The organism is Bartonella saheliensis (assembly GCF_902162175.1).
Window position 1 is genome coordinate 13,881 of record NZ_LR607207.1, and the last position, 24,289, is coordinate 38,169.

15 protein-coding genes are annotated in these 24,289 nt (G+C 36.5%); 4 read left to right on the plus strand and 11 right to left on the minus strand.

The window, feature by feature from the left end; all coding sequences use genetic code 11:
• Positions 1-49: 49 nt before the first annotated feature.
• On the minus strand, positions 50-1,195 hold the full coding sequence (locus tag FS875_RS05535; protein ID WP_144754122.1) for a cysteine desulfurase family protein: 1,146 nt from the start codon (positions 1,193-1,195) through the stop codon (positions 50-52).
• 161 nt (positions 1,196-1,356) lie between these two features.
• On the opposite strand from FS875_RS05535, the gene FS875_RS05540 reads away from it, so the two are divergent.
• The 3 genes from FS875_RS05540 to FS875_RS05550 all read left to right on the plus strand — a co-directional run bounded on the left by FS875_RS05540 (position 1,357) and on the right by FS875_RS05550 (position 4,310).
• On the plus strand, positions 1,357-2,037 hold the full coding sequence (locus FS875_RS05540; RefSeq protein ID WP_144754125.1) for an alpha/beta hydrolase: 681 nt from the start codon (positions 1,357-1,359) through the stop codon (positions 2,035-2,037).
• Between the two features lie 328 nt (positions 2,038-2,365).
• Positions 2,366-3,619 (plus strand): tyrosine--tRNA ligase, encoded by a 1,254-nt coding sequence (gene tyrS / locus FS875_RS05545; protein WP_144754128.1) that lies wholly within the window; start codon positions 2,366-2,368, stop codon positions 3,617-3,619.
• Positions 3,620-3,833: 214 nt separating this feature from the next.
• Entirely contained in the window at positions 3,834-4,310 is a 477-nt protein-coding gene (locus FS875_RS05550; protein WP_207999982.1) for a peroxiredoxin, read from the plus strand.
• Between the two features lie 358 nt (positions 4,311-4,668).
• Here FS875_RS05550 and prfB read toward each other — a convergent pair.
• The 3 genes from prfB to FS875_RS05565 form a co-directional block, all read right to left on the minus strand.
• Positions 4,669-5,797, minus strand: a protein-coding gene (gene prfB / locus FS875_RS05555; RefSeq protein WP_144754131.1) for a peptide chain release factor 2 whose coding sequence is annotated in 2 segments (ribosomal slippage) — positions 4,669-5,727 and positions 5,729-5,797 — 1,128 coding nt in all. Because the reading frame shifts where the segments join, the coding sequence is not laid out codon by codon here.
• A 165-nt stretch (positions 5,798-5,962) separates the two neighbouring features.
• Complete coding sequence (locus FS875_RS05560; RefSeq protein ID WP_144754134.1) at positions 5,963-8,428, minus strand: penicillin-binding protein 1A; 2,466 nt, start codon at positions 8,426-8,428, stop codon at positions 5,963-5,965.
• Between the two features lie 172 nt (positions 8,429-8,600).
• A complete protein-coding gene (locus tag FS875_RS05565) occupies positions 8,601-9,830 on the minus strand; it encodes an N-acetylmuramoyl-L-alanine amidase (RefSeq protein ID WP_144754137.1) in 1,230 nt (409 codons plus the stop codon).
• 601 nt (positions 9,831-10,431) lie between these two features.
• On the opposite strand from FS875_RS05565, the gene FS875_RS05575 reads away from it, so the two are divergent.
• Positions 10,432-13,068 carry an Rne/Rng family ribonuclease gene (locus FS875_RS05575; protein ID WP_144754140.1) on the plus strand — a complete coding sequence of 879 codons (2,637 nt, stop codon included), beginning with the start codon at positions 10,432-10,434 and terminating at the stop codon, positions 13,066-13,068.
• Between the two features lie 86 nt (positions 13,069-13,154).
• Here the strand turns inward: FS875_RS05575 and FS875_RS05580 are convergent, their stop codons facing one another.
• From FS875_RS05580 to FS875_RS05610, 7 genes are all read right to left on the minus strand, one after another.
• A complete protein-coding gene (locus FS875_RS05580; protein WP_144754143.1) occupies positions 13,155-13,766 on the minus strand; it encodes an invasion associated locus B family protein in 612 nt (203 codons plus the stop codon).
• A 1,497-nt stretch (positions 13,767-15,263) separates the two neighbouring features.
• Positions 15,264-18,764 (minus strand): transcription-repair coupling factor, encoded by a 3,501-nt coding sequence (gene mfd / locus FS875_RS05585; RefSeq protein WP_144754146.1) that lies wholly within the window; start codon positions 18,762-18,764, stop codon positions 15,264-15,266.
• A gap of 5 nt (positions 18,765-18,769) precedes the next feature.
• Positions 18,770-19,057: an FAD assembly factor SdhE gene (locus FS875_RS05590; RefSeq protein WP_144754149.1), complete on the minus strand. Its 288-nt coding sequence runs from the start codon at positions 19,055-19,057 to the stop codon at positions 18,770-18,772.
• A 66-nt stretch (positions 19,058-19,123) separates the two neighbouring features.
• Positions 19,124-19,804, minus strand: coding sequence for an ABC transporter ATP-binding protein (locus FS875_RS05595; RefSeq protein ID WP_144754152.1), 681 nt, complete (start codon positions 19,802-19,804; stop codon positions 19,124-19,126).
• On the minus strand, positions 19,804-21,072 hold the full coding sequence (locus FS875_RS05600) for a lipoprotein-releasing ABC transporter permease subunit (RefSeq protein ID WP_144754155.1): 1,269 nt from the start codon (positions 21,070-21,072) through the stop codon (positions 19,804-19,806). The genes FS875_RS05595 and FS875_RS05600 overlap by 1 nt, the downstream gene beginning before the upstream one ends.
• A gap of 11 nt (positions 21,073-21,083) precedes the next feature.
• Positions 21,084-22,409, minus strand: coding sequence for a proline--tRNA ligase (proS, locus tag FS875_RS05605; RefSeq protein WP_144754158.1), 1,326 nt, complete (start codon positions 22,407-22,409; stop codon positions 21,084-21,086).
• A gap of 197 nt (positions 22,410-22,606) precedes the next feature.
• Entirely contained in the window at positions 22,607-24,283 is a 1,677-nt protein-coding gene (locus FS875_RS05610; RefSeq protein ID WP_144754161.1) for a ribonuclease J, read from the minus strand.
• Positions 24,284-24,289: the final 6 nt, after the last annotated feature.

The following is a 24,289-nucleotide window of genomic DNA, read 5'->3' on the forward strand; positions in this document are numbered from 1 at the left end:
GTGCTAAAATTTCAATCAAAGTTATTTTATTTTTAAAATAATTCTAATTTTAACCTTTTTTCTTGCTTATCATTTGAGCAAAAAATGATAAAAAATCATCAATATCTTCAGAGGTTGTATCACGTCCCAGTGAAATACGAATGGCACCGTTTGGAACATGATATCCCATTGCTTCCAGCACTTTGCTTTGTTTTACTTTTCCCGAAGAACAAGCAGAACCAGATGATACTGAAAAACCTTCTAAGTCAAAAGCAATTTGCATGGTTTCAGCTTTTATATTTTTCACGGTAAAGTAAGTTGTATTTGGCAAACGTTGAACTCTTTTGCCAAAAATTTCAATATTTGGGCTTATTTTTTGGAGTCCATCTTCTAATTTATTACGTAAATATAGCAATAGTTTTATTTCTTCCTGTGTGAGACAATCAGCTATCGCTGCTCCAAAAGCAGCAATAAGAGGCAATGCTTCTGTTCCTCCACGTAAGCCTTTTTCTTGTCCCCCTCCGATAATAAGAGGATGAGGCATGAGGAGATTGCCACATGAAACAAAAGCACCAACGCCTTTAGGACCACCAACTTTATGTGCAGAGAGTATAAAAAAGTCTCCTCCTAGCTGATTAATATCAACAAAATTTTTATCGATATATTGTGATAAATCAACAATAAGGATACCGCCTAACCCACGAACAATAGCCGCTATTTCTTTTAACGGTTGAATAACACCCGTTTCACTATTTGCTGCTTGAATAGCAACAAGAGGTAAACCTTTTGTTTTATCATGAGCCCTTAAGAGTGATGCTAATTTATCCTGTTGAATAAGCCCATCTTGATCAACAGCAATGACACTTATCAATTCTTGAGAGAAACGCCCTCCCTCTGCAACAGAAGGGTGTTCAGTCGCTCCAAGGTAAAGATGAGAAAATTGAACCTTTGCATTCCCCATCGTGTAAAAGGGTGTTAACAAAGTCATTGCTGCTTCACTCGCACCAGAAGTAAAGACAACGTTATCTGGATCAGTTTTAAGACTTTCAGCGATTTGTCGACGCGCCTTTTGCAATAAAGTTTTAGCAGCGCGCCCTTCCCTATGAACGGATGATGGATTACCAAATACCTCTAAAGATTCCAGTAACGCTATCCGCGCTATTTTCTTGAGTGGCGTTGTTGCGTTATGATCAAAATATCGGCGTTTTATAACCATTTTACATCGCAATCATTAATCTTATGAATTGATAAAAAAAATAGCGCAATTTTCTTGAAAAGTGCACTTAAAAAAGAATATCTAATGATTATTTAAGAGATTCTATGGTAAAAGTCGACCAAGGTCAATGAGAGCCTTTTATAGCATTTAAGGAGCATTTTATGCCAGAAATTATTTTTAACGGTCCCGCGGGTCGGCTCGAAGGGCGTTATCAACCCTCCCAACAAAAAAATGCGCCCATTGCAATCATTTTGCATCCTCACCCTCAATTTGGTGGAACGATGAATCATAAAATTGTCTATGATCTCTTTTACATGTTCCAACAACGTGGCTTTACAACTCTGCGTTTTAACTTTCGTGGTATTGGTCGCAGTCAAGGGGAGTTTGATTATGGAATAGGAGAACTTTCAGATGCTGCTGCGGCTCTCGATTGGGTGCAAACACAACATCCAGACTCTAAAAATTGCTGGGTAGCAGGATATTCATTTGGAGCATGGATTGGCATGCAGCTTTTAATGCGTCGACCGGAAATTGAGGGATTTATCTCTGTTGCTCCTCAACCTAATGTTTATGACTTTTCATTTCTTGCACCTTGTCCCTCCTCTGGGCTTATCATTCATGGTGCTATCGATAAAGTTGCCCCCCCAAAAGACGTTCAAGTGCTTGTTGATAAATTGAAAACACAAAAAGGTATTATCATCACACAAGAAATACTAGAAGGAGCTAATCACTTTTTTAGTGGATGCCATGAAGAACTTATTGAACGATGTGCCCACTATTTGGATAATCATATCAGCAATGAATTTCTCGCTCCTCCTCCTGAAATACTTTCTCTCACTTAGGAAAACACAATAGATTTATAAAAAAAACATTAAAAACCATCTTTGACCATAATGAAGTGATCTTTTTCGAATTATATTTGCGATTTTTCTAAATTTTATTTTAGGAGAGAAATAAGGATAAAAAGCGTCCTTTTTTATTTACCTGTTTTTAGTAAAGTGCCTTTTAAGGTGTAAAAAGGGAATGATACCCGTAATTATTACCTTTATTATCAATATTTCTGCTTCTCTTGTGATATATGTCATTTATGGTAGATAAAGCATAAATGATCCATTATATAATCATCTATTATATAAAATGATTGCCCTCTTAAATTAGGAAATAGACTCTGTGTTTGCCTTTAAATCTGATTTTTTACACATTATGAGCGAACGTGGTTTTATCCACCAAATTTCGGATGAAAAAGGCTTAGATGATCTTTTTTCAAAAGAAACTGTAAGCGCTTATACTGGATTTGACCCAACAGCATCAAGCTTACATGCTGGAAGTCTTCTTCAGATTATGATGCTTTATTGGTTACAAAAAACGGGACATCGCCCTATTGCTTTGATGGGCGGAGGGACAGGATTGATCGGTGATCCTTCCTTTAAAGATGAAGCACGACGGCTTCTAACACAAGATGATATTGCCGCCAATATTGATGGTATTAAAAAGGTATTTGCTAATTATCTCACATTCGGTGATCGAGAAACCGATGCTTGTATTGTGAATAATGCTGAATGGTTGTGCAATTTAAACTACTTAGAATTTTTGCGTGATGTAGGAAAACATTTTTCTGTCAACCGTATGTTGTCATTTGATTCTGTTAAACTCAGACTTGAGCGTGAACACTCTTTGTCCTTCTTAGAGTTTAATTATATGATTTTGCAAGCTTATGACTTTGTTGAACTTTATAAACGTTACGGTCTGCGTATGCAAATGGGAGGCTCTGATCAATGGGGCAATATTATTAACGGAATCGAATTAGGGCATCGTTTAGGAACACCACAATTATATGCATTAACATCACCATTGCTGACCACCTCTTCCGGTGCCAAAATGGGCAAATCATTGAATGGTGCTGTGTGGCTTAATGCTGATATGCTTTCACCTTATCAATTTTGGCAATATTGGCGCAATACAGAAGACGCTGATGTAACACGATTTTTAAAGCTCTATACCACATTACCCATGGATGAGATTCTCAAACTTTCTCTCTTACAAGGGACTGAAATTAACGAAGCAAAAAAAATTCTTGCAACAGAAATTACCGCAATGTTGCATGGGAGGGCTCTTGCCGAAGCAGCCGCAGAAACTGCCCGCAAAACATTTGAAGAAAAAACACTTGGAGAAAATCTTCCAACAGTTGAAATGAACGCAATAGAATTAAAAACAGGTGCTGGTTTACTCTCTCTTTTAGTGAAAGCAGGACTTGCAAAATCAAACAGTGAGGCACGCCGCCATATTCAAGGTGGAGGGATACGTGTTAATGATCAAATCATAAAGGATGAAACATACCTTATTATTGAAAAAGATGTCACAGCAGCAGGAATTATTAAACTTTCTTTTGGTAAGAAAAAGCATGTATTGATCAAACCTTCATAATCTATTGATGTCTCATTTATTCTATAGATTTTTTTCCCATGAGAGTGATGTTTCTTGCACCTTCTTTCATCATTTTTTATTTAGTTTTTATGAAAGAATAATTTTTATCTGATCGCAAAGAATCTTTGAAATAATTTTATTCTAAAGAGTTGAAACTTTATTCCTTCTCTGTATGCTATTCATTGATCTTTTAACTCAAAAAGAAAGTTAGAACATGACAAAATCAATGAAAGGAACTCTTGCTCCTGATTTTAATTTGCCACGTGATGGAGGAAAGATAGCCTGTCTTTCTGACTTTAGGGGCAAACCTGTTGTCTTATATTTTTATCCCAAAGATGATACGAGTGGATGCACAAGCGAGGCTCTTGATTTTACGAAATTAAAGACGAAATTTGATGAAATTGGTGTTACTATTATTGGCATCTCTCCAGATAATGTAAAAAAACACGATAAATTTAAAATAAAACATGGACTTGATATCATTTTAGTTTCTGATGAAGAAAAAACAACCCTTGAAGCTTATGGAGTTTGGGTGGAAAAAAGCATGTACGGACGCAAATATATGGGGGTCGAACGGAGCACTTTTTTAATTGATGCAAATGGAAAAATTGCAGAAGAATGGCGCAAAGTGAGTGTATCTGGACATGCTGAAAATGTTTTAGCTGCTGCAATGCTTTTACTATCGTCATGATGACATATGAACTAGGAGTTTACTATATTTAAAAGCAATAGCCTTCCTCCCCAATTGATTTTATTTTTCCAAGGAGTTCAATTTAATAATATGCTAGTTTGTAAGTTTAGCTGATTATTTACCATTAAGATATAATCCTCTGGATATCATAAATTTTTCTTCTTTCAGATCCTTCTTATTTTTGAATTAATCAAAAAATTTATTTGTATTCGTTGTAAGCAGAATTAGCTGATGAGAGAAAACTTAAAAAACACCTCTTTGAGCCTTTCATCTATCAAGAGCTATCTATACATCACAGCATTAATAAAATAAGCAATTTAAAAAATAAATCTACACGGTTTGAAGGAAAGGTATGTCATTAACGAATATCCTCAACTTCTTTGTCTTTTCCATAAATACGCTGAGAAAGTGCAGCCTCTATAAATGCATCTAAGTTCCCATTAAGAACGGATTGTGGATCAGTATTTTCAATCCCTGTACGTAAGTCTTTTACAAGTTGATAAGGTTGAAGAACATAAGATCTAATTTGATGTCCCCATCCAATTTCTGTTTTAGAAGATTCAACAGCATTGGTTTCTTCTTCTCTTTTTTTGAGTTCCTCTTCATAAAGGCGAGCACGAAGCATTGACCAAGCCGTAGCACGATTTTTATGCTGAGAACGCTCCGTTTGACATTGAACTACAATACCCGTTTTTATATGTGTAATACGAACGGCAGAATCTGTCGTATTAACATGTTGACCTCCTGCTCCCGATGCACGATAGGTATCAATACGCACATCTGCTTCTGAAACATCAACTTCAATATCGTCATCAATAACCGGATAAACCCAAATGCTTGCAAAAGAGGTATGGCGCTTTGCATTTGAATCAAATGGAGAAATTCGTACCAAGCGATGAACGCCTGATTCTGTTTTTAACAATCCATAAGCATTATGCCCTTTTACCAGAATCGTCGCCGACTTTATTCCTGCTTCCTCTCCATCATGAATTTCTAAAACTTCAACTTTCATTTCATGCTGTTCAGCCCAGCGCATATACATACGTAACAACATAGAAGCCCAATCTTGGCTTTCTGTTCCCCCTGCCCCTGCATGGACTTCTAAATAGGTATCATTAGGATCTGCCTCTCCTGAAAGAAGCACATCAATTTGCCTTTTATCGATCTCACTTTTAAGATTACGTATTGAATTTTCCGCCTCAGCGATAATTTCAACATCACTTTCTTCTTCACCCATCGCAATGAGCTCAATGCATTCTTCAAGTGTTTTTGTAAATGATAAAAGAGCACTGATTGAATCATCAAGACGCTGACGCTCACGCATCATATCTTGTCCTCGTTGCGCATCATCCCAAAGTGTAGGATCTTCTGCTTTTTGATTAAGATATTCGAGACGCTTTAGTGATTGATCCCAGTCAAAGATGCCCCCTTAGCAACTGAATTGCTTGGCGGATTTCATCAACTAATGTTTCTATTTCTGCTCGCATAATTTAACACCGTATTTTTTTACACTCTCTCTGGTATGTCCTTAGCATTTTATACAAATTTAACAGCTTTTATCAAAAAATAGAGATCCCTCACTCTATTTACAGGACCAACACTATTAAAAAACAGATAAAAACCAAGACTCATAGAAAAGAAGATTTTGCCGCTTAATACAGTCCCCCTGTCCCACTTTCAAGGGCTTTATTAACTTGTGGAGAAGTGGTTATTGCTGGAACACCTTCTTGAAAATAATCCGTTCCCCCAATGACTTGATATATATCAGCAGGACCAGTCCCTGGTTTAAATGCTTCTATAATAACATCTTGATCTCCTCTTTCCGCAAGCATTCCTGTTTTCCGATTAATTGGCATTAAAATCATACCCTTCGGCATCTTAAAGGGAACATCTGGTTTTCCTTTAAGAGCATCTTCCATAAATTCACCAAAAATAGGTGCTGCCAATGAACTTCCCGTCCCGTTATATCCCAACGATGCTGGTTGATCGTAACCAACAAAAACGCCAACGACGAGGTCAGGGGTAAATCCCATAAGCCAAACATCTTTAGAATCATTGGTTGTTCCTGTTTTAGCCGCAATATGTCTATTGAGATAACGTAAACGCGCTGCAGTACCACGCTGAACAACCCCTTCCATCATCGATGTAATCTGATAAGCTGTCATAGGGTCAAGAACTTGATCTCTCTCGTCAATTAAAGTGGGTTCCTTTTGGTTATTCCATGAACTCGCATTACAATTTTCGCAAATACGATCATCATGACGATAAATTGTCTTCCCATAACGATCTTGAATTCGGTCTATCAGAGAAGGTTTAATGGAGCGTCCTCCATTAGCTATGACAGAATAAGCTGTAACCATTCGTAAAACTGTTGTTTCAGCGGCCCCTAAAGCCATGGGGAGATAGGGTTGCAATTTATCGACCACGCCAAAACGCTCTGCATATTCAGCGACAAGAGGCATTCCCATATCATTGGCAAGCCTTACTGTCATAAGATTACGAGAATGCTCAATACCATAACGCAACGTTGAAGGTCCTGCAAAAGTACCACCATAATTTTTAGGTTGCCAAATCTCACCATTATATTGGCGAACTTCAATGGGGCCATCTAAAATAACCGATGCTGGTGTATATCCATTATCAAGTGCCGCTGAATACACTATCGGCTTAAATGCAGAACCAGCCTGACGATAAGCTTGTGTTGCACGATTAAATTCAGATGCAGCAAAAGAAAAACCTCCCACCATTGCAAGAACGCGCCCTGTGTGTGGTTCCATAGCAACAATCGCACCTTCAACCTTAGGAATTTGTTGTAAACGATAAGTGTTATTTTTGGATAGCTTTTCAACAAAAATAACATCCCCAACTTGCAGAACATGAGACAAATTCTGAACAGTTTTTCGATAACCATTTTCTTTTACAACATGGAGTGCCCATTTTGAATCAGATTCGGATAAAACAGCAATTTCTCGTTTTTTTGAGAGCATACCAGAAGCTTCGCGCTGCGGCTGTAAACCAATCTCTATTTTATTGGGATTTGCAGAAAGAACAACCGCTAAACGCCATTCAGGAACATCACTTAAACCTGTGATATTTGCAAGCTCAGCCCCCCAATCATCATCTTTTTTATCAATATGCGCATAAGCTCCACGCCATCCGTGTGCATGATCAAATTTAATTAATCCATTTTGTAAAGCCCGCCGAGCAATTATTTGTAAATGCGGATCAAGCGTTGTACGGATGGACAACCCACCCTCATAAAGTGTTTTAGCCCCATAACGATGCATTAAACGGCGACGCACTTCTTCAGTAAAATAATCAGCCGCAAAAACATAGCTATCACTTCCACGTATTTTTGCTCCCAAAGGTTTAGCTTTTGCTTTTTCACCTTGTTCACGCGTTACATAGCCATTTGCAACCATCCGATCTATAACCCAATTGCGCCGATCAATAGCGCGTTGCGTATTCTTAAATGGATCATAATTTGCTGGTCCTTTTGGAAGAGCAGCCAAATAAGCACATTGTTCTAACGTCAGATCATTGACGGATTTATTGAAATAGGTCAAAGAGGCAGCAGCTATACCATAAGTACCACGCCCCAAATAAATTTCATTGAGATAAAGTTCGAGAATATGATCTTTTGAGTAAGTTTTCTCAATACGCATTGCTAAAATAGCTTCCTTAAATTTACGCTCTAACGTTGTTTCTGAACTTAAAAGGAAGTTTTTAGCGACTTGTTGCGTTATGGTTGATGCGCCTTCTGGACGTTTTCCAGAACCAATATTACGAATATTATTGATCAAAGCGCGAGAAAGTCCTTCGGGATCTAAACCAAAATGATGATAAAAATTTTTATCTTCAGCCGAAATAAAAGCATCTTTAACAAGCTTTGGGATTGATTGAATCGGTAAATAGAGGCGATGTTTTGTTGCAAACTCTGCCATAAGACGGCCATCAGAAGCATGGACACGAGTCATTACCGGTGGTTCATAAAGTGAAAGAACTTCATAATCAGGAAGTGCATTTGCTTGACCACTGGTCACAACACCCCATGTTATTGCGCTACAAAGTCCAGTAGCAACAAAAAAACGAGGAAGATATTTTAAAAAAATCATCATAAAAACGGCTATCGCTTTCTTAAGAATTGATCAAAGAAAAAATATGTGACTTCAATCACACCACGTGGATATCACCACACAAGATTGAGAAAAAGAAAATTTGTTTTCTATCTTTATATTTATACTAGGATACATTAAAATCCCATATTAATTACTCTATTTTCTCACAAATTTAAAGAGGCTGCACTATTTTCTGTCTATATTCAGCAAATTGACGAATAGAATGAGCAATCGAGAGAGCCATTTGTTTTCTCCAATGAGGATCGTTTAATAACTTTTCATCCTCTTTGTTGGAGAGATAACCAATCTCTATCAAGACAGAGGGAATATCTGAAGCTCTTAGAACTTGAAAATTAGCATAGCGATGAGGGTTATTGATTAAGTTGATATGATTTTTTGATAAACTTGAAATAACACTATTTGCAAAATTAACCGAAAATGTATGCGTTTCACGTCTTGTAAGATCCATCAAGATATCTGTAACTTCAATCGTTTCATCTGCAGGCAAACCATCAAGCAAATCAACTTTATTTTCACTTTCAGCTAAAGATTTAGCAATGGCATCAGAGGCTTTCTCTGATATGGTATACACTGTGGCTCCACGAAGGGAATGAACATCAATTGTATCTGCGTGAATGGATATAAAAAGATCAGCACCAAACTCTTGCGCTTTTTTTACTCTTTCGCTCAATCTTAAAAAAATATTAGAATCACGTGTTAAAGTAACGCTAATATGCGGATCTTTTTGTAATTCTTCTCGCAATGCACGTGCAAAATCTAAAGTTACATCTTTTTCTAAAATTCCAGTAACCCCCCGTGCACCACCATCAATACCACCATGACCAGGATCAAGAACAACACGAAAATTTTGCACAGGAATCAACGGTAGTTTTGTATCAAAATTGCTCCTTTGCTGGTTCTTTAATATCTTATCAAATTTTTCTTGCGTACTTTTATGAATATCAACCAGCAACTGCCATAAACCATTGTCTAATTTTTTTATGATACTTTTTTCAACAACAAAAGCTGTTTTGCTTGTCAAAATAATGCGTGAAGTTTGTATATCAGAGAAAGCATAACGCACATCTGAGAGCATAACGGATAATGCATTCTGTTTTTTTAAAGACATATTTTGCATTGAAAAGTCAATTGTAGGTAAATTGATAACCAAACGTGCAGGTCTATCCAAAATCTGCAAACGAATATTTGGTTTTGAATTGAAAAGCGCAATTATACGTGTATGAGCACTATCACCAATGGTTCGAAAATTGATAAGTCTCAAAGGATCAGCAGCTTGAACACTGGTTTGACATAACAAAAAAAATAATAAAAAGCATATGAATTGCACAATAACATCCCAATAGGCTGTTTTCAGCTTTTGGGTCAAAAAAAATCTTATCATAAGCCCTCTTATCATAAGCAAAGTATCTACAACGACATTTGTAATAATTTATTTTAAAGATACACTAAATTTATTGTCTATTTTTCAATAAATGCTAAACTCCTCCATTATAAAAAAACAAAAACAAAATTAAGGTAATAAAAATATTATCATGATACATGATTTACATTGTTACTTGCCAAACGTATGATATCAACATAAAAGAATATCGGTGCTTCCTAGCTGATAATCGATCTAATTATCTGTAACTCATAGTAAGTTATCTTTAAAGGGGTTATTGCATATTATGCGCTGAGACTTTGTTATGGATGAAAAATTTCTATGTTATAAAATTAGGATTGCATTATTTAAGATTCGTTGGTTCGGGTATCCGAACTGTTTTAAAGATTATTTTACCAGAGACTTTTTTAAAATATGAGTCATAAAAAACAGATGGAGATAATGATGAGAAATGGTGTAAATGCAGTCATGCATCTACATGCGGTGTTCCGTCCTGTTTTTCTGGTACTTCCCTTTTATGGCAGACAGCCCTTTACGTCTACGAATAATTACACCGTTCGTTTGAATAGAATTGTGCATGTCGCCTTCAGGATATTAACTTATGTCAAACAAAATGCTTATAGATGCCTCTCATCCGGAGGAAACACGTGTTGTTGTTGTTCACGGCAACAAAATTGAAGAACTTGATTTTGAATCAGAACATAAAAAACAGCTTAAGGGGAATATTTATCTTGCACGTATTACGCGTGTAGAACCATCTCTCCAAGCAGCTTTTGTTGAATATGGTGGAAACCGACATGGTTTTTTAACATTTTCTGAGATTCATCCTGATTATTATCAAATTCCTATTGCTGATCGCCTTGCTCTTCTTGAAGAAGAGGAAGCAGCAGCTGTAGGGGAAAATCCAGCAGATGCTTTTGAGGAAGAAACAACTAAAAATAAAAAACGCTCTAGAAGAACAAAAAAAAATGTGAAAAACAATGTCATAGCAGCCGATGTTGAAAATGATATTGCATCTGAATCTGTAACAATTAATCATACAGAAGAGATATTAAATGCTGATGCCTCTTATGATGAAATCGAAATGGTTGGGGCTGAAGACATCCGTGAAGAGCTCCCAGCATTTCAAAGAAAACAAGGTCGCCAGTATAAAATTCAAGAGGTGATTAAACGACGTCAAATTTTATTGGTGCAAGTTATCAAGGAAGAACGTGGAAATAAAGGTGCTGCCCTTACGACATATCTCTCTTTAGCAGGTCGTTATTCTGTTCTCATGCCCAACACAGCACGCGGTGGTGGTATTTCACGAAAAATTACGAATGTGCAAGACCGTAAGCGTCTTAAAGAAATCGTAAAAGAATTAGCTGTTCCAAAAGGTATGGGTGTTATTTTACGAACGGCTGGCGCCAATAGAACAAAAGCTGAAATTAAACGCGATTACGAATATCTTATGCGGTTATGGGATACGATTCGCACTTTGACACTTGAATCAACAGCACCATGCCTTGTTCATGAAGAAAGTAATCTTATAAAGCGTTCTATACGAGATCTTTACAATAAAAACATTAGTGAAATTCTTGTCTCTGGAGACCAAGGATATCGTGAAGCGAAAGACTTTATGCGTATGCTTATGCCAAGTCATGCAAAAGTCGTGCAACCTTATCGCGATCCTACGCCTATTTTTGCAAGAAATAATATTGAAATTCAGCTTGATAAGATGTTGCAACCACAGGTTTCTTTAAAATCTGGGGGGTATCTTGTTATTAATCAAACAGAAGCACTTGTTGCTATTGACGTTAATTCTGGACGCTCTACGAAAGAATTCTCTGTTGAAAAAACAGCGTTACAAACAAATCTTGAAGCTGCAGAAGAAGTAGCACGTCAATTACGTTTACGTGACCTTGCTGGTTTAATCGTGATTGATTTTATTGACATGCTTGAAGAACGCAATGTGCGATTGGTTGAAAAAAAATTAAAAGATTGTTTAAAAAATGATCGTGCTCGTATTCAAGTTGGCCATATCTCACACTTTGGTCTTTTAGAAATGAGCCGTCAACGTATTCGCATATCAGTTTTAGAAAGTACAACACAGCCCTGCCCCCATTGCGCAGGAACAGGAAGTATACGTTCGGAATCATCAATTGCTTTACATGTTATGCGCTCGATTGAAGAGTATCTCCTTCATAATTCGCAATATAATATTATTGTGCGCACACCCGTAGCAACAGCCCTTTATGTGCTAAATCACAAACGCAATATTCTTGTTAATTTAGAAACACGCTTTAAACTCAATATTAGCATTGAAGCAGATGATAGTATTGGAACACAACATCTTGTTATTTCTAAAGGAACAATAGCAGAAAGCATTTCTCAATCTTCATTGGAAGATGACAATAAGCAAGAAATTAAAAATTCTGTTTTCATAAAAAGTGAATCTATTGAAAATGCTCCTTCCATTGAAACAAATCAAAAACGTCAACGCAAAAATCGCCACGATGAAATTGCTGATCATTCTCTCTCCGAGGTTCATAAGAAAGAAGATAATACGTTGAGTGATGATTCTTACCGTCGAGGACGTCGTCGAGGGCGTCGTGGTGGTCGACGAAATCAAGATAATAGTTTTCATCAGGTTCGCATTCCTTACGCAGAACCAGTAGGAGATTTCTCTAAGCAAGCTTTAGCAGAAATTAAAGCAGCGCATCGCAAACGTCGTGGTCCATCGGTTAAATCTTCTAAACTTGAAGAAATAAAAAATGATACACAAGCTCTTGAGGTACAACAGCAAGATGAAGCAACAAAAGTTGATGATACAAAGGTTAAACCTAAAAAACGTAAAACACTTTCTTCAAGGACAGTAGAAAATAGTCTTTCTCTAGAGAGTGATCAAAATATTGCAGAACAAAAATCTCTTGAAGAAAAACCTAAAAAGAGTTCGGTACGTAAAATTAGAACAAAAAAAGTAGATAAATCTCTTCATGAGAATGAGGATAAAACTCTTGAAAATGCTAAGAAATCAACACGTAGAACACGTAAAAAAACATCCTCTAAAGAGGTAACAGAAATACAAAAAACATTAGAGAAAGAAACTGATATGAAGATGGAGGAAGCTGTCGAACCTTCTCCTTCTAAAATTGAAGAAACAATTAACCACCCTGTTGTTATTTCATCAACGTCTAATGATTCTCCTAAAACTGCGCGTATTGGTTGGTGGAAACGCAGAACTCTTTCAAAAAATTAACAATAAAAAGAAACCGCCACAAAAAATTGTGGCGGTCTAAATAAACGATCATAGAAAAAGTTTGAACTAATTCTATAGCGTGTGTATTATTTTTGCTTTGCTTTTTCTTGTTCAGCCCGCATACGCTCTTCAATTTCTTTTTGATTTGATTGAATGGCTTGCTGCAGTTTTATTTGTTCTTGTTGAAAATCTTTTTCTTCCATACCAGGACCGGTATACGCAGCTGTAAATCCATTAAGAGAAAATTCAATGGGATTAGCAGCACCACGGAAATTAACAGTAGTTACAACCATTTTGGTACCACTTTTCATAGCTGCGATAAGCTTATCATCTAAGACATCATTGGCAATACAACTTGGCCCATTACAAATGATATATGGAATTTTTTTAGAGAAACTATCACCTATTTGAATGTGAACACCTTCTGGTAAAAAGCGACCTGTAGGCACTTGAATACCTATACGTTGTTCATTTTGTTTCCCTTTTATTTCAACAAGATTAAAAGCCGTTAAAGGTTGTCCCGTATTTGATAATACAGTATTCATTGTATTACAAATATCAACATCATTCTGTTTACTGCAAACTTTGTACCAACCTTGTGATAAAGTCTGCGCATTTGCAGAAATACCAGCTATAAAAAAAAGGGCAGCTGCTCCAACTAATACTGAGACAGCAGAATAAAAATTTTTATGCGACATGATTAAGTTAATCCTTTCAACGCGCTTTTAAGTAATTAAAAAAAATATTAAGTATAATTCCAACTTAACTTTATTAGATTATAATGAAATAAAACTTAATTTTATTACTTTTACTTCAATATAAAAAAAAAAGTCAAATTTAGAGAAAAAACTACGACGATCTATGTAAACTTTCATACAGCCATATAGCTTTCCCCTCTTTATCACACAGGGGGTTGACGCAATTTATCCATAAAACTACCTCTGTGCATTCGCGCTAAGATTACACAAACGAATCAATATTGCAATATCAATTAAAACAAACTCCTATACACTTCTAAAAATCTTATAAATTTACGCTTAAATGACTCTTGAGCTATGTTATTTACAATGCACGAATCTTCAAAATATTGAATAAATTTTACTGTTTTTATTATCTTTTTTTATGATTCTTGAAAATAAAGTTATTTATCATGATTGTTGAAACATTTGATTGATTAAAACTGCTCATGATCTGAAATTCCCGAACAACAGAAAGAAAGCTTTTTGCTAACAGATTATCTTTTTGACAAAATAATGGCAATATATCTTTATCATAAAGCTCTCATTAGTCTTCTCGCTAAAAAAATAAAATCAAATGATGAAATGTATGTGAGTTATCTTTTTTATTAATTCAAAGACATATTTTTTGGGCTGAAAAATCGATAATGATCGAAACCTTTTCAATTTATAATAAACCTATTTAAAAGATAGGAAAAGTTTTCTTTTATCTCAATAGCACCGCGTATATATCATATAAATAAACAATTTGAAAATATGCTCTTGATAAGAGAATTATAAAAAGAAGAAAAGTTCTCTTTATGAGAAGTTAAATAATTTCAAGCTCATCCCAATCGAATATTTTTGACACGACATAATGCTTCTAAAAGCTTTGAAAAAATAATTGATATTTTTATTGTCCTCCTATGCTCTTACAGTTCTAAAAGACATATTATGAAAGAAAAGTTTTAATCGCTACTGATTTTAGAAAGATTGTTTTACATATCTTGTTTTTTTAAAAGAAGATAAGAAAAGCTTTATAGAGTTTTTTTGACTTTTAATAATATCAAAAGATTATTGATTGCTTCTTTAAAATTATCGAAACACTGTAAATACAAAAAGCATTAATACTCTAAGCGATATAGATGGGAGATTTTATATGTTTAAAATAAATAAATCAGAGGGAATTGATAACTTAAAAATCTTTAAGCTGTATAATCAAAAATTTCTATAAGAAATAAGCTTTCTTAAAATGAGGGACTCTCCCCCATAACCTATCTTTTCAATTTAAAATTATGTTTTCACCTTCAAGAATAAAAGGTTATTTTTATTTTAAAGTATTTTATTGTGTCTTGTATTTATGTAAAAGAAGAGCTGTCAATGATAATAAATACAAAAAGTACTTTATATTAAATACGATATAATTATAGAATAAGTTTATAACCATAAGGAATAGTTCTGAAAAGTAGATAAACTACTTTAAACAGAGTATTGTTCTGCCATTTCTACAAGCTGTGTCATAATAGTAGCGGCTCCAATAAGCCTTTCATCAACGGTGGACCAATCACGAACAAGAGCAATAGTTTGATCTGGACGAATTTTTGCCATTGATCCTTGTTTTCCCACCCACTGAACAAGAGCAACACTATTGGCGAAATAGTTATTGCGAAACTGTATAACAATCCCCTTTGGTCCCGCATCTAATTTTTCTACATGAGCTTTTCGACACAATGTTTTGATATGAAAGACTTTAAGGATGTGCTGAACTTCAAGGGGCAAAGGACCAAAGCGATCAATTAACTCGGCTGCGAACTCATCAATCTGTTCTAAATTCTCAAGTTCCGTCAAGCGTCGGTAAAGCCCCATACGTAATGATAAGTCCGGCACAAAACTTTCTGGTATCATCACAGTTGTACCAAGTGAAATTTGAGGGGACCATTGCTTATCTTCACTTAGCTCTCCGTCTTTTAATTCAGTAACAGCTTCTTCAAGCATTTTTTGATAGAGTTCAAATCCAACTTCTTTGATATGTCCTGATTGTTCTTCACCTAAAAAATTGCCTGAACCACGAATATCCATATCGTGACTTGCCAATTGAAAGCCTGCTCCCAATGTATCAAGAGACTGTAACACTTTAAGACGGCGATCAGCCGCAGGTGTTAAAACTTTACCAGAAGGAAATGTAAAAAGTGCATAAGCACGTTGTTTTGAGCGTCCTACCCTTCCTCGTAATTGGTAGAGTGCAGAAAGACCAAACATCTCAGCACGATGCACAATTAATGTATTGGCTGTTGGAATATCAAGACCGGATTCAATAATGGTTGTTGAGAGCAAAACATCATATTGCCCATCATAAAATGCATTCATAATATCATCAAGTTGTCCAGCCGGCATCTGTCCATGTGCCACAACGAATTTGAGTTCCGGTACATGGGTTTTGAGATATTCTTCTACAAAGGAAAGATCAGAAATACGAGGACAAACATAGAAACTTTGTCCACCACGATAATATTCTCGAAGCAATGTTTCGCGTATAACAAGTGCATCAAATGGAGTAATAAAAGTACGAACCGCCATTCTATCAATGGGTGGAGTAGTGATTAATGAAAGTTCACGGACCCCCGATAATGCCAATCCTAAAGTTCGCGGTATAGGGGTTGCTGAAAGTGTAAGAACATGAATATCACTTTTAAGTTGTTTTAAACGCTCTTTGTGTTTTACCCCAAAATGTTGTTCTTCATCAATGATAAGAAGACCTAATCGTAAAAAGTTAACTGCACCACTTAAGAGTGCATGGGTTCCAATGGCAATATCAATTGTACCATCTGAAATCCCCTTTTTGACTTGTGTGAGTTCTTTCCCTCTCACAAGCCTTGATACATGACCAATTTTAACCGGTAATCCTTGAAAACGCGAAATAAATGTCTTGTAATGTTGACGTGAAAGCAAAGTTGTCGGTACAACAACAGCAACCTGATATCCATTTAATGCTGCAACAAAAGCACTTCGAATAGCCACTTCTGTTTTTCCAAAGCCAACATCACCGCATATCAAGCGATCCATTGGCTTTCCTGAAGCTAAATCATCTAAAACAGAATCAATGGCGTTCATTTGATCTTCTGTCTCTTCATAGGGAAAACCAGCAACAAACTCATCAAACGGTCCAACTGGTGGAAGTAAAGAAGGCGCAGCACGGGTAGCACGTTCTGCCGCTATGCGAATTAATTGCCCTGCTATTTCCAATAAATGTTTTTTAAGCCGCGCTTTACGCGCTTGCCAAGCACTCCCCCCTAATTTATCTAAGGCGACCTCTGTTTCTTCTGAACCATAACGTGAAAGAAGTTCAATATTTTCAACAGGTAAAAAGAGTAAATCACCTCCAGCATATTTAATTTCAAGGCAATCCCGTAAAATTCCAGTGGTTGTGATGGTTTTAAGACCAACAAATTGGCCAATACCATGATCAATATGCACAACAAGATCACCAGAATTTAAAGCAGAAAGTTCAGAAATAAAATTTGTATTATTCTTACGCCGCTTTGGCGATCTTATAAAGCGATCACCTAAGATATCTTGCTCTGCTATAATCGCTAAATCTTCAGCCTCAAAACCATGTTCTATCATGATAACAGCTGCTAATATACGATCTCGTGGGGTTGCTTTGACAGTTTGCAGGGATTTTACAATATCTATTTTTTTCAATCCATGCTCATCAAGAACTTGTACCAAACGACTAAGAGACCCTTCACTCCAACACGCTAAAAGCACTTTTTTACCAGCAGCGCGTAAAGAAGCGATGTGATCAATAACACTTGAAAAAACATTTTTTTCTTGCGCATTACGCTCTTTTACAAAATCATATCCCTGTTTAACTTGTGCGTGAATAACTGTTTGTTCCAAACTTTGTGGAATATTAAAAGGCGAAAAATCAATACGCTGTGAAGATTGTTGCACACACTCTAAAACACGCTCTGGCGTTAAATAGAGAAGACTAGGATCTATCGGATGATAAGACGTCGTATTTTCTTTATCATTTTCGCGCTCTTTACGCGCGTTATAATAATCTTCAATAAGGCGATAACGCTCAACGAAAACTTCTTCTATAAGATGTTCAAAAACAAGCGGTAAATTGCCACAATGCTCAAAAAAAGTATCAAGGCTTTCATAAAAAAATGGGAGCCAATGTTCCATGCCAGCAAAACGACGACCTTGAGCAATTGCTTCATAAAGCATGTTATTTTTTTGTGATACACCAAATGTACGGGTATAATTGCTTTTAAAACGGCTGATGCATTCATCTGTCAAAACAACTTCACTCATCGCCTGTAATAAAAGTTCAGTTTTTTGGCGTGTTGTTCTTTGACTTTCTGGATCAAATACGCGAATGCTTTCTAGGGTATCTCCAAAAAAATCAAGACGTAAAGGCTGGGGATCCATAGGAGAAAAGATATCTAGTATTCCTCCTCTTACAGCAAACTCACCAACATCACGGACAACCGTAACGCGTTCAAAACCATTGGTTTCTAGGAATTGAATGAAATGCTCCATGTTATGGCGTTGGCCAACATGTGCATGAATAAGCTGAGCCTCTATCATTTCACGAGGAGGCAACTTTTGCATGATGGCATTTGCTGTTGTTAATATAATTGCAGGATGTGGATTTTGACGTAAATTGGCCATGTGAGCCAATGCTGATAATCGACGTGCCATAATGGCAATTCCTGGTGACACGCGATCATAAGGCAAACAATCCCATGCAGGAAATTGAAGGACGGGTAAATTGGGCTCAATAAAATTTAAAACTTGCTGTAAATGCGCAATTTTTGTCCCGTCTCGGACAACGTAGATGAGTGGTTTACCTTGTGCAATTTCTAATCTTAATTTGGCAAGGGCAAAGGCTTCAAATCCATCCGTAACGCCATCAAAAATTATATGAGCAGGACTATCGGGAGGAATGATAATTTTCTTAAATATAGGCATTGAAATCAATAAGTTAAGTAAGTACGATAATTGATAATATCACGAAAAAGAGGACTATTAATTTCAGGGGGTGGTGATATTTTTCCGGTAATCCATGTGAGTAAGTCGCGATCATCAAAAGACATAATATACTCAAATTCAGAGAGTGTTTTATCATTCATTTCAGTGATATGAGCATTAACATAATGTCCAAAAATGAGATCCATTTCACGAATACCACGATGCCATGCACGAAAAATTAACCGGCGACGACGCATATCCAGTTGATTTTTGTCAACGACAAAAACTGTCATAAAAAGTCTCCTTGAATAAAGTAATATAAATCCTTCAATTATTCGTATAAAATTTATACCTTGCCTTTAAGGAAGTTCAATAATCTTCTGTTCTTTAAGTGTAATTCGACGATGCATTTGCTTTGCCAAAGCGTAATTATGTGTTGCAATAAGAGCAGAAAGACCAGACTGACGAACAAGGACAGATAAAGCTTGAAAGACATAAGCTGACGTTACAGGATCAAGATTTCCAGTAGGTTCATCCGCCAAAAGAACTGAAGGACCATTTGCTACGGCACGTGCAATAGCAACACGTTGTTGTTCTCCTCCCGATAACTCTGAGGGACGATGATTTGCCCGATGAGAAACACGCAGATACGTCAATAATTTACGTGCGCGATCTTCTGCGATGGACTTGTTTAATCCTGCTATCATTTGCGGTATCATAACATTTTCTAAAGCCGTAAACTCTGGAAGTAAATGATGAAATTGATAAACAAAACCAATATCATCTCGTCTGATAGCTGTTCGCTCACTATCGGAGCGTTTTGCACAAGAAACCCCCCGTAACATCACATCACCAGCTGTTGGTTTTTCTAATAACCCAGCAATATGAAGAAGTGTTGATTTTCCAGCACCAGATGGTGCGACAAGTGCAACAAGCTCTCCACGATTAAGAATAAAATTCGCTTTATCTAAAACAATGAGCGGCTTATGACTCTCAAAAAAACGTCTTTCAATCTCTACAAGCTCTAAAATCGCTGTCATTATTCATACCTCAAGGCTTGTACGGGATCTAGCTTAGCAGCACGCCATGCAGGAATAAGTGCCGCAAGAAACGATAAGAATAAAGCCATAATAGCAACCAAAACAGTTTGTTTCCACTCGATTTGTGCAGGCAATTTTGTTAAAAAATAAAGTTGAGGATTAAAAACATCGACATTAAATAACCAAGAAATAAAGTCTTGGATATGATTAATGTTTGCGGTCGCGATAACACCTAAAATTAAGCCTAATATCGTTCCAATAAAACCAATCATCATTCCTGTGATAATAAATATACGCAAAATCGCACTCTGTTGAGCACCCATTGTGCGTAGAATTGCGATATCATGACTTTTATCTTTTACAAGCATAATAAGGCCTGAAATAATATTTAAAGCAGCAACAAGAACAATCAGAGAAAGAATGAAAAACATGACATTCCGTTCAATCTGTAAAGCTGAAAAAAAAGCCTGATTACGAGTACGCCAATCAATTAAATAGACCTGTTGATCAATGGCTTTTTCTATCATTGGTTTTATTTGATCAACGGAATCAGGATCGTTTAGAAATAATTCTAAAGACTGAACTTTATCGCCTAAATTAAAAAACATCTGTGCTTCATGGAGAGGCATAAAAACGAATATTGAATCATATTCAGACATACCAACTTCAAAAATAGCAACGACTTTATAAGCTTTTACACGTGGTGTAACGCCAAAAGGAGTCTCATCGCCATCAGGGGTAATAATACGGAGATCCCTCCCAACTGTAAGCCCCAATTTTTCTGCTAAGCCACTTCCAATTGCAACACCTTCTTCTTGATCAAAGTGAGAAATCGAACCTAATTTAATGTTTTGAGAGACTGTTTTAAGCTTTTCTAGATCTTGTTTGCGCATACCACGAACTAACGCACCAGAGCCACCTTGAGCTTCACCTTGAACAAGTGCTTGACCTTCAATAACAGGCAAAGCAAACTTCACACCGTTTTTAGATTCTAAAGAAGAAATAAGAGTCTTATAATCAGAAAAACCGGAATCAATTGTTTGAACAATAAGATGCCCATTCATACCAAGAATACGGTTAAGAAGTTCTGTACGAAAGCCATTCATCACCGCCATAACAACAACCAGAGCAAAGACTCCCAACATAATCCCAATAAGAGAAATAATTGAAATAACCGATGCGACGACATGTTTTTTATTGGGAATCATATAACGAAAAGCAATCATCCACTCATAAGATGAAAACCATTTATTTTTCAGCCTCTTCATAACATTTCCTATTAAATTATAGAAAGTTGGCTGAGCACATTTTCAACCGTTAGAGATTTTTTCACACCTGTTTTTCGATCTTTAATTTCAACTTCATTTTGTGCAATACTGTTAGGACCAACAATGATTTGCGTTGGCAAACCAATCAAATCCATTGTTGCAAATTTTGATCCAGGACGTTCATTTCTATCATCTAATAATGGGTCAAAACCAGCATTCTTTAATCCCTGATAGAGAAACTCACATGCTTTTGTACATTTTTCATCATCGGGTTTCATATTGATAATTCCAAAATCAAACGGTGCCATCGACTTTGGCCAAATAATCCCCTTTTCATCGTGAGAAGCCTCAATAGCGGCGGCAACAAGACGTGAAGGTCCAATCCCATAAGATCCCATAGAAACCACATGCTCTTTTCCATCTTGTCCCATAACTTTTGCTCCCATGGGAGCAGAATATTTCGTACCAAAGTGAAAAATATGTCCGACTTCAATACCACGCGCTGAAAGACGATTTTCCTCAGAAACTTTAGCCCACTCTTCTTCATTATGCATTTCTTCTGTCGCTGCATAAAAAGATGTCCATTCTTTAACAGTATCATCTAAAACAGCTTTATCACTAAAATCGATTGAACTGTGGGGAACGTTCAGTTCAAGAAATTGTCTATCACAGAAGATCGCGCTCTCTCCCGTTTCAGCCAAAATGATAAACTCATGACTAAGTTCTCCCCCTATTGGACCTGTATCTGCACGCATAGGAATTGCTTTTAAGCCAAGGCGAGAAAAAGTGCGTAAATAAGCAACAAACATACGATTATAAGATGTTTTAGAGCCTTCATAATCAAGATCAAAAGAATAAGAATCTTTCATTAAAAACTCTCGTGCTCGCATCACACCAAAACGTGGACGAATTTCATCACGAAATTTCCATTGAATATGGTACAAATTAAGTGGAAGATCTTTATAAGAACGAACATAGGAGCGAAAAATATCTGTCACCATCTCTTCATTGGTCGGACCATAAAGTAAATCACGCTTTTGACGATCTTTAATGCGGAGCATTTCCAAACCGTAATCATCATAACGACCACTTTCACGCCAAAGATCAGCAGATTGAATTGTAGGCATCAATATTTCTATTGCACCAGCTCGTTCTTGCTCTTCACGAATAATTTTACAAACTTTATCAAGCACTTTTTTTCCCAAAGGAAGCCAAGAATAAATCCCTGATGTTTGTTGTCGAATCATCCCAGCACGCAACATGAAGCGGTGAGAAACAATTTCTGCTTCTTTAGGATTCTCTTTTAAAAGGGGAAGGAAATATTGAGAAAGACGCATTGAAATAATTAACTCCTACTCAGATCTATCATATTGAAACAATTTAACATACCTCTCTTCATCTATAGCCGTATTCTGAATACTTGCAAATATAACGATCTTATTGTTTAAAAATTTATTATGCTTATTCTCTATTTTTCTTATTGAGCAATAAAATAAGAATGCTCTCCTTTTTAATAACCTAATATGGAAATGCTTTATTTTGACTGATGTAAAAAAACTGTACAGAGAGGTTTTTTTTGCCAAATTTCATAAACAGCTGCTCTCATTGCGCGCCGTGTTGCTTCCCTAACAAGATCATTATTTTTCCGCTTCATGCGTGGAATGTTATAAACTGTATTTTCTACAACCTCTAAAAGAATATCTTTTAATTTTTCCCCCTCTCCATTACTCTCTGGGAGTCCAAATATGCTTAAACCGACATCACCCAACAACTCATGCTTGCTATTCATATGGAGAGAAACAGCAACATGACCAGCGTAACTTAATTTTCTACGCTCACGAATCCCTAGCTCATACTCATCTCCAAGAAGACAGCCATCCTTATAAATACGACCAACAGGCACTTGATCAATAACTTCTACAGGTGTTGGTGCAAGACGCAGCATATCACCATTTCTAATATCCCTAACAATTTTAATCCCTGCTTGACGCGCTAAAGCAGCTTGAGCCGTAAGATGCATTGCCTCACCATGCACAGGCACAAGTATCTGTGGTTTTATCCAATCATATATCTGTAAGAGTTCTGAACGACGGGGATGACCTGAAACATGAACAAGTGCATCTTCATTCGTAATAACTTTAATACCTAAATCGATGAAGCGATTTTGTATATCAAGAATCGCTTTTTCGTTTCCTGGAATACTTCGTGATGAATAAATCACAGTATCACCAGTGGAAAGCGCAATATTCCTCATTCCCTCACGTGACAGCTTAGCCAAAGCAGCACATGGTTCACCTTGGCTCCCTGTGACAATTAAAACAAGTTCTTTCCGTGGGATATAACCATAATCATCTTCCGTTACAAAGGGCGCTAACCCATCCATATAACCAAGCTCTTGTGCAACCATAATACTTCGCTTAAGGGAACGCCCAATAACAAGAACCTTACGCCCAACAGCTTGAGCAGCTAGAGAAATAGAACGTATCCGACCAATATTAGAAGCGAAAGTTGCTATTGCAACACGCCCTTCAGCTTTCGAAATAATCTCAGAAAGACTGGTTTGGACCTGCTGCTCTGATGGAGATATACCATCTCGACATGCGTTTGTGGAATCACAAAGCAATGCTAAAACGCCTTTATCGCCTAATGCTCGAAATCTTTTTTCATCCGTTACAGCCCCAAGCGAAGGAGTATGATCAATTTTCCAATCACCCGTATGGATTACAGTTCCCAAAGACGTTGTAATGGCTAAAGATACAGACTCTGGTATCGAATGGTTAACAGCAATAGACTCTATGGCAAAGGGACCAATATGGAAACAATCCCCTGCTTGAAAAATATTAAATGACATTTTATGAGATTCAAAATCTGATTGCCTTTTACTCTCCAATAACCCTGCTGTGAAAGCTGTACAATAAACTGGAACTTGTAACTTTGGCCATAAATCAAGAACAGCCCCATAATGATCTTCATGAGCATGTGTTAAAATGAGACCACGTATATTATGTTTTTCACTTTCTAGAAAACGAATATCAGGGAGAATAAGATCGACTCCCGGTAGTTCAGAGCCAGCAAAACTAACACCCATATCAACAAGCAACCATTCACGAAGATTTTGGGAGCCAAATCCATAAGCAGCCAAATTCATCCCTATTTCACCTACACCTCCCAGAGGTAAAAAAACAAACTCATTCTTATTGGTTGCAACCATAAACAT

Bases quoted from the DNA above. Each gene is read 5' to 3' on its own strand.
- FS875_RS05535 (WP_144754122.1), bottom strand. From the start codon at position 1,195: ATGGTTATAAAACGCCGATATTTTGATCATAACGCAACAACGCCACTC.
- FS875_RS05540 (WP_144754125.1), top strand. From the start codon at position 1,357: ATGCCAGAAATTATTTTTAACGGTCCCGCGGGTCGGCTCGAAGGGCGT.
- FS875_RS05550 (WP_207999982.1), top strand. From the start codon at position 3,834: ATGACAAAATCAATGAAAGGAACTCTTGCTCCTGATTTTAATTTGCCA.
- FS875_RS05560 (WP_144754134.1), bottom strand. From the start codon at position 8,428: ATGATGATTTTTTTAAAATATCTTCCTCGTTTTTTTGTTGCTACTGGA.
- FS875_RS05565 (WP_144754137.1), bottom strand. From the start codon at position 9,830: ATGATAAGATTTTTTTTGACCCAAAAGCTGAAAACAGCCTATTGGGAT.
- FS875_RS05575 (WP_144754140.1), top strand. From the start codon at position 10,432: ATGTCAAACAAAATGCTTATAGATGCCTCTCATCCGGAGGAAACACGT.
- FS875_RS05580 (WP_144754143.1), bottom strand. From the start codon at position 13,766: ATGTCGCATAAAAATTTTTATTCTGCTGTCTCAGTATTAGTTGGAGCA.
- mfd (WP_144754146.1), bottom strand. From the start codon at position 18,764: ATGCCTATATTTAAGAAAATTATCATTCCTCCCGATAGTCCTGCTCAT.
- FS875_RS05590 (WP_144754149.1), bottom strand. From the start codon at position 19,057: ATGACAGTTTTTGTCGTTGACAAAAATCAACTGGATATGCGTCGTCGC.
- FS875_RS05595 (WP_144754152.1), bottom strand. From the start codon at position 19,804: ATGACAGCGATTTTAGAGCTTGTAGAGATTGAAAGACGTTTTTTTGAG.
- FS875_RS05600 (WP_144754155.1), bottom strand. From the start codon at position 21,072: ATGAAGAGGCTGAAAAATAAATGGTTTTCATCTTATGAGTGGATGATT.
- proS (WP_144754158.1), bottom strand. From the start codon at position 22,409: ATGCGTCTTTCTCAATATTTCCTTCCCCTTTTAAAAGAGAATCCTAAA.
- FS875_RS05610 (WP_144754161.1), bottom strand. From the start codon at position 24,283: ATGGTTGCAACCAATAAGAATGAGTTTGTTTTTTTACCTCTGGGAGGT.